The 12,685-nt window shown below is 41.6% G+C and carries 10 protein-coding genes and 1 pseudogene; 4 read left to right on the plus strand and 7 right to left on the minus strand.

Features of this window, described 5'->3' with window-relative positions; translation table 11 throughout:
• Together K8S13_RS10120 and K8S13_RS10125 are read right to left on the minus strand one after the other, a co-directional pair.
• Nucleotides 1-264, minus strand: a pseudogene (locus K8S13_RS10120) (iron transporter); the annotation flags it as partial.
• Nucleotides 248-430: a conjugal transfer protein TraB gene (locus K8S13_RS10125; RefSeq protein ID WP_291462326.1), complete on the minus strand. Its 183-nt coding sequence runs from the start codon at nt 428-430 to the stop codon at nt 248-250. The gene K8S13_RS10125 and the pseudogene K8S13_RS10120, both read right to left, overlap by 17 nt.
• A 196-nt stretch (nt 431-626) precedes the next feature.
• Between K8S13_RS10125 and K8S13_RS10130 the strand changes: the two genes are divergently transcribed.
• Nucleotides 627-1,781, plus strand: a complete 1,155-nt coding sequence (locus tag K8S13_RS10130) for a TraB/GumN family protein (protein ID WP_291462335.1) — start codon at nt 627-629, stop codon at nt 1,779-1,781.
• Between the two features lie 182 nt (nt 1,782-1,963).
• On the opposite strand, the gene K8S13_RS10135 is transcribed toward K8S13_RS10130, so the two are convergent.
• From K8S13_RS10135 to K8S13_RS10155, 5 genes are all read right to left on the minus strand, one after another.
• Complete coding sequence (locus K8S13_RS10135) at nt 1,964-3,532, minus strand: dynamin family protein (protein ID WP_291462327.1); 1,569 nt, start codon at nt 3,530-3,532, stop codon at nt 1,964-1,966.
• On the minus strand, nt 3,525-5,522 hold the full coding sequence (locus K8S13_RS10140; RefSeq protein WP_291462328.1) for a dynamin family protein: 1,998 nt from the start codon (nt 5,520-5,522) through the stop codon (nt 3,525-3,527). Before K8S13_RS10140 ends, K8S13_RS10135 begins: the two co-directional genes overlap by 8 nt.
• Nucleotides 5,523-5,524: 2 nt before the next feature.
• Complete coding sequence (locus K8S13_RS10145) at nt 5,525-6,124, minus strand: hypothetical protein (RefSeq protein ID WP_291462329.1); 600 nt, start codon at nt 6,122-6,124, stop codon at nt 5,525-5,527.
• Nucleotides 6,125-6,241: 117 nt separating this feature from the next.
• Nucleotides 6,242-7,168, minus strand: coding sequence for a hypothetical protein (locus tag K8S13_RS10150; RefSeq protein ID WP_291462330.1), 927 nt, complete (start codon nt 7,166-7,168; stop codon nt 6,242-6,244).
• A 3-nt stretch (nt 7,169-7,171) separates the two neighbouring features.
• Complete coding sequence (locus tag K8S13_RS10155) at nt 7,172-9,331, minus strand: Hsp70 family protein (protein ID WP_291462331.1); 2,160 nt, start codon at nt 9,329-9,331, stop codon at nt 7,172-7,174.
• 227 nt (nt 9,332-9,558) lie between these two features.
• Between K8S13_RS10155 and K8S13_RS10160 the strand changes: the two genes are divergently transcribed.
• The 3 genes from K8S13_RS10160 (at nt 9,559) to K8S13_RS10170 (ending at nt 12,533) form a co-directional block, all read left to right on the plus strand.
• Nucleotides 9,559-9,753: a hypothetical protein gene (locus tag K8S13_RS10160; protein WP_291462332.1), complete on the plus strand. Its 195-nt coding sequence runs from the start codon at nt 9,559-9,561 to the stop codon at nt 9,751-9,753.
• Nucleotides 9,754-9,938: 185 nt separating this feature from the next.
• Nucleotides 9,939-10,790, plus strand: coding sequence for an HDOD domain-containing protein (locus K8S13_RS10165; RefSeq protein WP_291462333.1), 852 nt, complete (start codon nt 9,939-9,941; stop codon nt 10,788-10,790).
• A gap of 3 nt (nt 10,791-10,793) precedes the next feature.
• Nucleotides 10,794-12,533: an ATP-binding protein gene (locus K8S13_RS10170; RefSeq protein WP_291462334.1), complete on the plus strand. Its 1,740-nt coding sequence runs from the start codon at nt 10,794-10,796 to the stop codon at nt 12,531-12,533.
• Nucleotides 12,534-12,685 lie beyond the last annotated feature (152 nt).

The following is a 12,685-nucleotide window of genomic DNA, read 5'->3' on the forward strand; positions in this document are numbered from 1 at the left end:
AGCTGCCACGGTTCCATAAACGCCGGTAAAAAGACCGATAATTAAAACAAGGGCCGCAGATGCCGGCAGGGACAACCATGTCATGAGCGGTGTCAGCAGAAAATCAAGTTTATAAATGATTCCAAAGTGAACCAGGAGGGTGGTGGCAAAAGATATGGGAATAATAATCTTCAGCAGCCAGATGAGTCCTTTCCACCCTTTGATCAAGCCCTGTCTTACCCCGGATTTTATTCTTGAAAAAATATCTTCAGTTTTGTTGGTCATTAGAAGACACTGCTTTGTTCACATTTTTTTTAACGGTGTCATTAACCGTGGCATAAATATCTTTAAACGATTCATGAAGATTGGACGGGGAGAGTCTTCCCATTTCAATAAATTTGACGATCATCTCTTTTGTTGCTCTCAATATCAGTTCATCAATTGATTTCATAACCTTCTGAATATCAAAACTGTTTGTCAAGGTCAAGAATTTGAATGATTTTGTATTGCCAGGAAAAATATAATGGTTATAATACGATTCAAATTTAATTGATTTGAAAGGTTATAAAAGGTTCATGGAAAATTCCCCGGAAAAAGGCCACCCAGAAAAAGACCGTCAAAAAGAAGATCGCCCGGAAAAAGACAATATGGTAGACCACATATCCTGCAATGGGAAAAAAATCATTCTCATCGGCACTGCCCATGTTTCAAGACAGAGTGCTAAGCTTGTGGAAGACACCATCCATGAACAAACCCCGGATAAAGTCTGTGTGGAACTTTGTGCAACAAGTCTTGCGTCACTAAAAGATGCGGACAGATGGCGCAACATGGATATTGTAAAGGTCATTAAAGAGAAAAAGGCGCTGCTGTTGTTCATAAACCTTCTTTTGGCCTCTTTCCAGAAAAAAATGGCGGATAAATTTGGCATCAAACCAGGCCAGGAAATGATCAATGCCATTAATGCAGCAGAAAAAATCAATGCCCGTATCGTTCCGTCGGATCGTGAAATCCAGATTACCCTTTCAAGGGTCTGGCGGGGAATGGGGCTGTGGGAAAAGTTAAAGCTCATGTTCTCCCTTGTTTTCTCTTTTGGTGCTTCCGATGATATTAATGAAGAAGATATTGAAAAGATGAAGCAGGAAGATATCCTGCAAACGCTTTTGGCTGATGTAAAAAAGACACATCCTATTATTGAAAAAACCCTGATCAATGAAAGAGATCAGTTCCTGGCAGAAAAAATCAGGTCTGCCCCGGGTGAAAAAATTGTAGCTGTTGTGGGTGCTGCCCATGCCCCGGGAATCAAAAAATATCTTGCCGGCAATGAAAAGATAGATCTTGATGAACTGAATATCATTCCTCCGGCAGGCAAGACTGGTAAAATTTTAAAATGGGCTATCCCGGCAGCTATTTTTTTGCTGTTTGCAGCAGGATTTCTAATGGAGGGCAAAAGTGCAGGAACAGATATGATCTGGATCTGGATTGCTGCCAATGGCATTTTTGCAGGGATTGGCGCTGCGCTTGCTTTAGCGCATCCCCTTACCATTGCCTCATCGATAATTGCAGCCCCTTTAACCTCTTTAAATCCTATGATTGCAGCAGGTTGGGTGTCCGGACTTGTGGAAGCCTTTTCCAGAAAACCAAAAGTAAAAGATCTTGAAGCAATCCCTGAAGATATTGTATCCATCAAAGGCTTTTGGCGCAATAATGTGACCCGGATTCTTTTGGTGGTTATTTTCACTAACCTGGGCTCGACCATAGGAACCATGACAGCCGTACCACTAATGCTTAAAATGATCAACTGATCCTCAGGATTTCCCAGCATTTTGCATAGTGTTTGCCCAGAGTACTCACCCTTGTCTCCTAAATTTTTCACTCGAATAATGAAAATGTTTTCAATCCAGAATGCTCAAGATTACAATTGATATTCTTGATACTTGGAGGTCCTGAGAAGGTCATGAATCAGGATAATTAGTCCTAACCCGGACTATAGGTAAAGATGTTTCCTGGCCTCATTCAAGTGGAAAAGAATTCCCTCGTACGATCGAACCAGAATGGAAGATGCAAAAACCGTGGTACGATCCGTATCCAGAAAATCATTTGCCCTATGGTGCCAATATTGTTTAGCTTTTTCTGCCATTGAAATCAACTCCATCACGTTGGTATTATCATTCATTCCAAGGCGCTCAGCGCAGGAAGTGCCGTACTCACCAGTCACCGCGAGGAGTTGATCGGCTTCATCCTTGGAAAAAGCGAGTTTTCCCTCATAATAACTTTGTAAAATCTGGAACTCCTGAAAGGCGTTTTGCTTACTTTCAAAGGCCTCAAATTGGCCATTGATTTCATCGATAATCTTTCGTTGGGTTCTGGAAAGCTTCTGATAGACCTGAAAGCAGGCTGCTTTCACCTGTTTGAAACAGGTATGCAGTTTGATCAAAAAGGAACGATTCCCAAAATGGGATTCAATACATTTTAAAAATTCCTGAAAGCCACTCAATTCCAGCAACGACGAGGATAGCTCCGCTCGGTTTTCTATTCCCGATTGAATCAGCCGATAAGCTTCGTTGATTCCATATTGTCCCAATCTCGCCAGGAGATCCTGACGCAAAAGAGGGGATACTGGAATATCTTCATATTCTCTAAAAGCAAATCTTTTACTATTTCGCACAAGCTTTTTAAATCGCTCTTTTGGAATTTTTGAGAGCACCAGGAGTGTTCTATGCTCCTCTTGGGTTAGTGATTTTGCACCAAAAGCCAAAAGACCGCAAACCGGATAGATTTGATAGAATACATTTCTAACGTTTTGATGATCATTCATTAAACGATATGAAATTTTCTTTCCAGCCGTTTTGGGTGTCTGAACACTCGGCCAATAAACATCCACTTTACTGAGTACGCCGATGGCATTAATGGGCGACGATCCTTGCAGTATACCCCCATGAAACTCTTCCATAAGATCGTGATCAGTCCGGGCAAGGCTTTGATTAAATAAAAAAAGAACCGCATCGGCACCCATGGCTGCAGAATGGGTGGCTTCATCAACACTATCCGGGTTAAGCCCCAGAAAATCCAGAGTATTCTTTGAGTCTTCGACAAAGAAAGATTCCAACCCCGGAGTGTCTATGAGGTGAAATGATTTCAATATCTCATTGGGATAGAACACTTCAATAAATTTGATTTTAAGTAGGTAGTCCTGATTTTCTTTTCTTCTGCGTGTCAGAGCTTCCAACGCTTCCAACGAATGGGATTCCGGTGGTCTTGCATCTTTAAAATGAACCCGGAGACCGGGCTTGTCAGCATATTTCAGCCAATTTACATTAAAGGTGAGTTCTTTATTGCCGGTTGCAACCATCTTCTCGCCCAAAAGAGCGTTGATTAAAGTGGATTTTCCGGTCTTTATTTTCCCAACAATAGCCACCCGCATGGGTTGATAAAGTTGTTCGTGGAATTTGAAGAACTCCTGTTTGAGATCCTGAAGCTGGCCTGTTTCACCTATCCGGGCATAGGCGAATTGAAAAATTTTTTCTATCTCCTGTTTTAATTGGATTTCACGCATCCGCCCAATCTCCAAGATCCTGTGATTCTTTCTCATGATTGACAGCTTCGGGTGTCGTCTCTTGGAAAATCTCTTTCGATAAGGATTCCAAATTTTGGAAAATTAGGTTGATCTTGTTAATGGATACCTTTAACTCAGCAGATTTTTTTTCAGTCTCCTTTCGGGTGAGGATGCCGGTTTGCTGAATTCTTTTCAAAGCATCTTCATTGGTGTTCTTTTCCTGCTTTAATTGTCGCGAAAAATTATCCCGGATTGAACGTTCCAATTGGGTGATGGTTTCGGTCAGAGTTTGTAAACAGCAGTTTTGGCTTTCTTCAATAAACTGGCTCACCACCTTGGATACTTTTTGTTGTGCAAGTTTTTGATCCTTTTCCTGAATCTGATAAAGGCCCTCTTTTGCCCCGGAGGCAAATCCTCCGACGGCACCGATTCCCGCTCCCCACTGAGCCCCGGCAACCATCCCGGGGATGGCAGAAATCCCACCGGCAAAAAGGCCCACGCCTCCACCTATAATAACGCCGACTACTCCGCCAACAAAGGCACCAGCATGAAGATTAAACAACCCGCTCCTGGCAGCAGATCGTGATTTTTTCCACAATTGATTACTGTCGCCCAAAACGCCTTCTTCCGCATTTGTATTTTGTTGAGAATGTGGAAAAAGTTCCGGTGAAATCGTTTTTCGAAGCTTAAGGGGCTCTGATTCATGGCGGGTAAGGTGCAGGTGACTGGATTGTTCAATGGTATCATAAAGTGCTTCAGCAGCTTCACTGAGCCTTTGGCCGAGATCCGTCATCAGGGAATCGATTTGATATTCACAACGTTGTAAAACTTTTTGAGGGGATTGTATCATATCGGGATCTTCCAGACTCGTGCGCATCCCATAACGAATTTTCATAAACCCTTCTTGAAATTGGGCGGTCATATTCCTTCGTAGATCCTGGAGCCCGTCACTTAGCTGAACTCTCCAGTCCGCATTGTTTTCAAGAAGGGCGCTGAGTCGCTCCTTGGAAGTCGTGAATTGCCGTTTTTGCTCTTCCAACTCCGTTTGATTTTTTTTATGACAAGTCTCCCATTCAGCCTGAAACGGTTGCTTTAAAAAAGACAGCTCTCCACTTACTCTGTCCAAGGCACCCATTAACAACATGGCCCCTTTATGCTGGTTAATCAGGTCCCAGATAGTTTCCTCTAATACGGTGAAATTGCTGTCTTCCATGTCTTCAAGGTCATTGGATTGGAGATAATCCAGCTTTGATAGTGCGGATACCGGAATAATCAAAGGCTCATTTTCACCTGCTTCAAGTACCTGAACCAGTTTTTTACGATTATTTTCAATCACGGATTCATAATCGCTGACGCTATCGATTTTTGTCATGACAAAAATTATTTTTTTACAATGCTGATGGATATTTTGGACAGACTCCAGCTCAACTGCCGACAATGGTGCCAGCACATCACTCACAAAGAGTATGACGTCGGCATTGGGAAGAAAAGCAAACGTAAGATCCGTATGGTCGGTATTCAATCCACCCACACCCGGGGTATCCACCAGAATCAGATTCTGCTGCAAAAGGGGATTGGGGATTTCCAGATTAATAAGTCTGGTACCTTGAATATTGCCCTTGTTTTTTTTTTCAGTTCCAAAGTCTGCGATCTCTTCCCGTGTGATTTCTTTGACCTCTTCCTCTCCTCTTTTACCCTTCAGGACCGTAATTTTTTCCGTTCTCCCATAACCAATGGTAGAAACTATATTGGTAGCAATATCGATATCCACGGGGCAAAGACCGGGTTCGTCAAGAAAAGCATTAATCATACTGGACTTTCCCTGCTTGAATTCACCGCATACCACCACAAAAAGCTTCTCTGCAGCAAGGTGTTCTTTAATCTCTGATATCCGCTTCGATAGCTTATTCTTTTTAAAGGAAGCCGCTAATTTTTCAGCTTGTTGAATAACCTCCAATACGGATTGTTTTTGATTATTAAATACAGGCATGGCTATTCTCCAGTCTCTTGAGGAAGAAAATGATTGAAGAATTTTGGCGCAAGCGCCCGATAATATTTTTCCAGACAAGGCTCCATGAGAATTCGTAAGAGGCTGCTGAACTCCTCTTTAAATCCGAGTGCAAAAGAGCGGTTCTCAGCAAGGAGGTTAAACATCTCATCATACATGTTCAGTATTTTCTTCCGTTTCTCTTTGTATTCACCGATAGTCAACGGGGCTGTTTCAGGGAATGGAAAATAACCTGCCTCTTTTTCCCATGTCTCTTTGGGCCAGTTTGTACGGAAGCTTAAATCCACATATTCCACAGGTTTTTGTGTTTTCCAGTCCAGGGTAATGGTAGCAAAAAGGGGGAAGAGCGCTGTTTTGTCCCTCTCTTTTACCTTGTGTATGCCAAAAAGGGGTAGAATTATGTACACCCTGCCGTCCTTCCGCAGAGGAATAGGCCATCCAACCCCTGATTCCATAGGTACAAGTTGCCGATAAAATGCGGTTTTTTGAATACCATCAATTAGGATTGTTATTATTGAAGTTTGAGGATACCTAGTTGATGAACGACCTGAAGAAGAGGTCTCTTTATTTGCAGAAGTCACCATTGCATTCTCCTTGTAATTTTTAATTGGAACTTTTCTTTCGTTGTCTTAAAGATGCCGGGTTCTGTTTCATTTACATTCCCACCGAGTCATTTCTATACCAGCGATAGGCCGTGCTGTTTAATAATATCCGTTTTTACCGTCGTAACTCGGTTCAATACTGCCGTCATAATAGTGATAAACATCCCATGGGTCATAGTAGCCGCCCACGGTTTGAACCGTATTGCCGGTGGTGGATACCATATAGTGATTGCTGTCTTCCCATGCCTCGTTGAAATCAGCTGCAGGAATGGACAATGCTTTCCCATTCGGTGTTCCGGGATCATTTATGATCACCTCCGGATTATCGGGGTCCGACTGATCAATTCCGATAACCTGTACTGCATGGTTAGCACCCTGGCCGGGAATTCCATAATAAAGTGCGAGGGGTTCATCCTCTCCCATACCCGGATTCAATATCTCGTCGGAATCCAGTGCCACAATTATCTTCTCTCCATTTTCTAGTTTTTCACTCAAATCCTCCAGAGTACAATTTTCATCATACGCCACCTCCAGATTAAAATGCTCCATAACACGACCCATATTGGGCAAAGTGGTTCCACCCCCGGGTGTGTACCAACCCTTTTCATTAGCAAGCTCTACAAGCTCTTCTTCTGAAAAGTCATGATCAAGGACCGTGTCGAGGATGAATTCCTGGGATACAATGGCGCAGGAATCAGAATAGGTCTGCTGATGCCATTGGGCCATATCCGTGGCCGGATCTCCGAGAACCGCATCCGGATCAGCCGCATCCGGATCAAAATTCGGCCAATGACCCGGTTGATCATCGTCCTCGAACCAAGGTGATAAATATTCCAGGTTTTGTTCTTCCATCCCACCGGACATACTGTCGACATTTTTCAAAGAATCGCTGGTTTGAAGTAAATCTGCCAGAGGCCCCGTTTCCGAAGCAATGAGATCCGTATAGGAATCGTCTGCCTCTAATGGATCATCAATAAAAATATCGTCCTCGTAGAATCCATTCTCTTCTTCCTGAAATTCATCCATACGCTAGCCTCCACTTTTAGGCGTTATCTTTTGTTGCAAAATACTAATGATTTTTCCTATCTTAGCCTTTTTTTTAATCCTTTCAACCTCACTTCTGATTTCTTTCAGAACGCGAATAAGGACTTCAATTTCTGCAATATCCGTATTAAACCGCACATTGTTGCTAAATTCGATCTGTCCATCATTTATGATGAATTTTTCAGATAAAAAGTTCTCATAGGTACAACTCCCCGTCACTGTTGAATAGCTATTGGTATAGACCACTTGATCGCTGTGGAAATAGATCCCTTTTTCTCCAAAAACCATGGCATTGACAGCAGATCCGAAAAAAGTACAATCCAGGATACCGAGGATATTTTCGCCTTTGGGAACCAGACAGGATTGGTTTGCATTGGTAACCTTTCTGGGAGGGATGTCGGGACTGATAAACAAATTGCAATCCTCATTTTTCTTTAGAATTTTTAGAATATGGTCTCTGGTCAGGATTGCTGCTTTTTCTTTCAACACGTTTTCATGGCTGTCTTTTTTAACGCCTTTTTCCTGACCCATCTGAACAATCTGTTTTTTTATGTCGTCAAGTATCTCTATGATCCCTTCACCAACTACGAGATCAGGATTGAATTTCTTGCTATAACCTATGTTAAGCTGGGCATCAACCTCCCTGAAAACGCACTCTGGAAACCGATCATATCCCAGATTGTCCGCAATTTCTTTGATCTGTGTTTTTGATCCCTCCTGACCTGCAATGGTTTCAAAAACGAAACTATGAAAAAAAATTTGCTTCTCGCCAAATACCAGGGCGTTTTTGGCAGACCCAAATAAGGTGCAGTCAATCAACCCAAGTATTCTCTCCGAACTCGGAATCTTGCAGGTCTTGCGAGAATTTTTGACCTTTTTCGGCGATATGGCAGGACTGATATAGAGATAAGTTCGGTCATCATATTTATTCAGGCTTTCCATAATGACTCCACTCAAGACTTCATAATCTAAAGTAATATGGGCATGGGGTTTCTTGATTTGTGTGTTTTCCGATTTGTATTTTCCTTTCTTCGTCTCCCGGGGGGGAGTAGAAACGAGAGGCTTTTCATCCTTGTCTTTGGAATTCATCCCGTGAAGCGCAGCCCCTTGGCATACAGCAAATTCGGGGTCATCCACACGTAAAATATGTCTTCCTGTATGCGTTGCCAGGAGATCGTGGATATGAGGTATCCTGCAACTTCCCCCCACAAGAAGTATCTGGTTGACCCGCTCCCATGTGAGTCCGGCCTTTTCAACCAGAGATGTGCAAAGATTGATAGCTTCCAGAACCATAGGTTCGATCATATCATTAAATGCCTCTCGGGTGAGACTGTAATTCTCCATATCCCCGATGGGTATTAGGATCTCTGCCTCGTCTGTTTCACTAAGCTGGTGTTTAATATCCTGACACCAATCAGCAACCATAAAGCGTGATCTCATGGCCTTCGTGTTTGTAGTCTCCAAAATGCTTAGCAGTTCGGGGCTGCAACGGGTTTTGAGATCTTCGTAGATCTTACGATCGAAATCCAGACCGCCACAATATTCGAGTCCTGTGGGCATAGCAAGCAACTCATGGTGAATGCCTTCTTTTTGCACCAATGCGGCGTCGAATGTTCCGCCCCCAAAATCAAAGACAAGGATAATATCTTCATTTGGGATGTTATTGTTGGTACCCGCCTGCCAAGCATAATAGGTCACTGCTGCAATCGGTTCTTCCAATAGTTTGACTTCAAAACCTGCAGAACAAGCGGCTTTTTCCATTAAACCCTTTTTATAGTGTGCATACATGGCCGGAACAGTGATGACTGCCTCCCGCAAAGGGCTTTCATTGAGATATTCCGCTTCTGTTTTAAGCCTCTTCAGCACTTCGGTGATGATATCCTCAACCCGAAAGCTGCGATCCCCCAGCACAATAGGTACATCCTGCCCCAGTTCCCGCTTGAACTCCCGCCGATATCGAGTCAAATCTTTGAGACGCTGGTTTTCCGCAGCGTGACCCACCAGAATCTCACCCTGCTCCGTAACGAAGATACTCGAAGGAAATGCGTAACCATGTTTGACGGGATCTTTGACCAATTTCATGGTATCCCCAATCATGATGGCAGCGCTGGAATAAGAGGTTCCGAAATCAATACCTATTTGCATGGGAAACAACCTTATTAGCAAAATAAACATTATTAAAATTGTGCAAAAAAATAGGAAAGCGTTTAGACCGGAATATTGTGAAAACTTGATTAAATTTCAAAACAATCAAGAGGAACCTATAAGCGATCCTTTTCAATAAGGCATGGTAGATAAGAACTTATTTTTTGTCAAGGTAGTATAAAAAAATATGGATAGTTTGGGATCCAAACAGTCGTCTTCCTCTATCCATGCGTTTTACTACAATTGAGGTTCACGATATAAATTTTGCCCAGGAGGTAGTCCAGCAGGCTATTGATAATCTTGGAAAGCATGCTAAAATCATTTCCCTTGCCATTGACCGTAACCTGAAGGTCAGACCTGGATTTATAGACGGCATTTTTTTGTGGTGGCTCAACACTGAGAATATTACCTGTGAACTTTAGGTCAAGGTCTCACCTTTTACCTCTGCCAGAATATCTGAAAAATTTCAAATCTACTTGCGATTATCCCAGCATTTGCCCGGCATTTGCCTGTTGCATTTGCCTTTTTTTTGCTATAAACTTGATTTTATTATTAGGTGAAACACATTAGATAGCAGTTTATTTTTTTCATTTAGAGTATTGCCCTGATGCCAAGTGCAGCCAATATATTAAAACGATTAAAGGCAATGAAAATATTGCCAGTAGTCGCCATCCGTTTAACCCGTATGATTTCTGATGATACAAAAAGTCTGCAGGAGTTCGAAGAGGTCATTCGGTTGGACCCGACCCTTGTCCTGAGGCTGTTAAAAATTGTGAATAGTCCATTTTATGCCCTGGTTTCAAAAGTTGACAGTATTGCCGAAGCTATCGCCTTTGTGGGTATGAATAATCTACGCAATATGATTGCCGTGGATATCCTTAAAAATACCATAAAAAATGATACCGTCCATACAAGTTTCTCACGGAATAACCTTTGGCTTCACTCTGCTGCTGTGGGTATCTGTTCCCAGTTGATCAGTGAAAGGGTGTTTGAACAAAAGGGAGATGATGCCTTTTTATGCGGGTTGATCCATGACATCGGACTCATTGTTGAAGACCAGATAGAACCGGAGCTCTTTATAAAGGTATGCGATCTATATGACCTTGGTGGAAAACAGATTGATGACTGTGAAAGAGAAATACTGGGTACGGATCATACCCAGATAGGTTTTTTGATTGCAAAGGACTGGCATCTGCCTGTTGAAGTTCAAGACGGTATCAAGTATCATCATGAGATTATCGACAATGTTGATCCTGAAAGTATTATCGGGATTATCAAAATATCGGAATACCTGGTATATCGATTAAATTATGCCCCTTTTCCGAACATGAAAAGTATTCTTCCCAAGTCATTGATAAAACATATGCAGGCCTCGATTAAGGACTATAAAGCCATTGCCATGGACTTACCCGATGAATTAAAGAAAGCAGATGCCCTTTTTTCTATGGATCAGGAATAAGATATGGATTTAATTGAAACAATTTTTGACGATCTAAACATTAAAAACAATGACCAAAAACAATTTTGTGAATTTATTGACGTAAATTTACCACAATACCGGTATTGTCTACTTTTTGATGGTGGAGACAGAATTTCCTCAATCCCTGAGTTGGAAATTGATACAGGCATTGAAAAAGACCTTTATGAGGACCTAAAATCTCAAGACAATCCTTTTATAATAAAACAGAGCAGTTCCAGCACCCTGATTGCCCATTATATAAAAAAACTTGATGCAGGCCTTTTGATCAGTTTACCTGAATTCAATGCCAAAGGTATTGAATTCGCACAACAGATGATACGGCTTCTTGTTGATGCATTTTTCAGCAGGCAATCCCTGAAAGACGAAAAAGAGATTGCCCAAATCCGAAAAGATCAGGTGAACAGAAAACTTCGCCTCCTTGAAAAAAAAAACATGGATATTCTTTCCCAAAACTTTGCACAACATAAAAAATATTCAAAACTGCTGGAGTCGGAAATCCAAAGACAAACAAAAGACCTGGTGACGGCCAGAAAAAATGCTGAAGCAGCCAACCAAGCCAAATCAGAATTTCTGGCCAATATGTCCCATGAGATCAGAACACCGATGAATGGTGTTATCGGGATGCTGCAACTCCTTTCAGAAACCCGGCTGTCACAAGAGCAGCAAAATTTTGTGGAATCCACCAGACACAGCGCAAACGCTTTGTTAGTCCTCATTAATGATATTCTGGATTTCTCAAAAATTGAGGCAGGCAAGCTGGAAATTGAAACCATTGACTTCAATATAAAAAACGTTATGGATGCTATCGTTGAGATACTTGCTCCAAAAGCATTTGAAAAAGGACTTGAATTGTATTATCTCATTGAAAAAAATGTTCCACATTATCTGTCAGGAGATTCCGCCCGCATCCGCCAGATCCTGATAAATCTTATCGGCAATGCTATCAAGTTCACAGACCAGGGAGAAATTTTTGTAAAAATCAAATTAGAGAAAAAAATTAAAGATGATTTTATGCTGCTGTTTGAAATAAAGGATACCGGGATTGGTATTCCACAAGGCAAAATAGACAAATTATTTCATCTATTCACCCAGGTAGATGCATCCATCACAAGAAAATTTGGTGGCACAGGCCTTGGTCTTAGCATATCAAAACAGCTGACGGAATTGATGAATGGCAAAATTGGTGTTACCAGTGAATTAAACAAAGGATCTGTTTTCTGGTTTACGATAAAACTTAAAAAACAAAAGCCCGGACATGCTTATGATGTTGCAGATAAAACAGCTTCAGCCAAAGAGCCGTATTCGGCAAAATCATCTAACCTGAAGGTCACACGTAACCTGCAGGTCACACGTAAATTTAAAATTCTTCTAGCCGAAGATAATATTATTAATCAAAAAGTTGTGTCCATTTTGCTTGAAAAGAGAGGCCATTCTATTACCATTGCTAATAATGGTCAAGAAGCCCTTCAATTGTATGAAAAGGAATTGTTTGATCTGATTTTAATGGATATTCAAATGCCGGTGATGGATGGAGAAAAAGCCACTCTAAAAATCAGGTCTCTTGAAGAGAAAAGCAAAACGCATATTCCGATTATTGCCCTGACAGCCAATGCCATGAAAGGGGATAAAGAACGATATTTAAACTTAGGAATGGACAGTTACGTGGCAAAGCCCATAAAAAAGGATCTGCTTTTAGAAGCCATTTATTCTGTAGTGTCTTAATTTAAATATTCATCCACGGGGATTAACTAGTAATTATTCATGAATCGTTGATAAAAATCTCACCACTCCTTGCCACCTATGGACGATTTTGCCCAATGACAGGTTTTTTGGAATTTTGTGAGTTTTTATAAAGTCTGTTTTAAAGAGTCAAA

It is taken from the genome of Desulfobacula sp., from assembly GCF_021107415.1.